General features: G+C 42.5%; 1 pseudogene. It reads left to right on the forward strand.

Annotation, left to right across the window (positions count from 1 at the left end):
• Positions 1–264: pseudogene (locus ACFO5Y_RS11640) on the forward strand (hypothetical protein); the annotation flags it as partial.
• Between the last annotated feature and the right edge of the window lie 131 nt (positions 265–395).

Below are 395 nucleotides of genomic sequence, written 5' to 3' on the forward strand. Positions count from 1 at the left end.
GCCAACCTATTCGATCAAGGCCCTGAGCAGCAGTACTACCGAAGAGTTCATGCGATATTAAAAATGGCAGCCACCTATTCCGACCAAAGATTAGATAAAGCCTGCCATTATGCCCTTGAACGATCGACTCACCCGAATTTCACGTTAATAAAACAGCTGATCGAAAGTCCTATGACGCAATCCGATTTTAACACGACGAATCAAAATGAACAATCATACCTGAGAGGAGCGGACTACTATGAACAATTCAACCGAAAGAATTAATGAGTTAACACAGTATCTGAGAAAAATGCGACTGCCCATCATGGCAGATCGGTTAATTGATTTGTATAGCGATCCGCTCAGCGATCAGCGTACGACATTGGATATTCTGGAAGAAATGGTCATCGATGAAT

Source organism: Ruoffia tabacinasalis, assembly GCF_042652985.1.
GTDB lineage: Bacteria > Bacillota > Bacilli > Lactobacillales > Aerococcaceae > Ruoffia > Ruoffia tabacinasalis.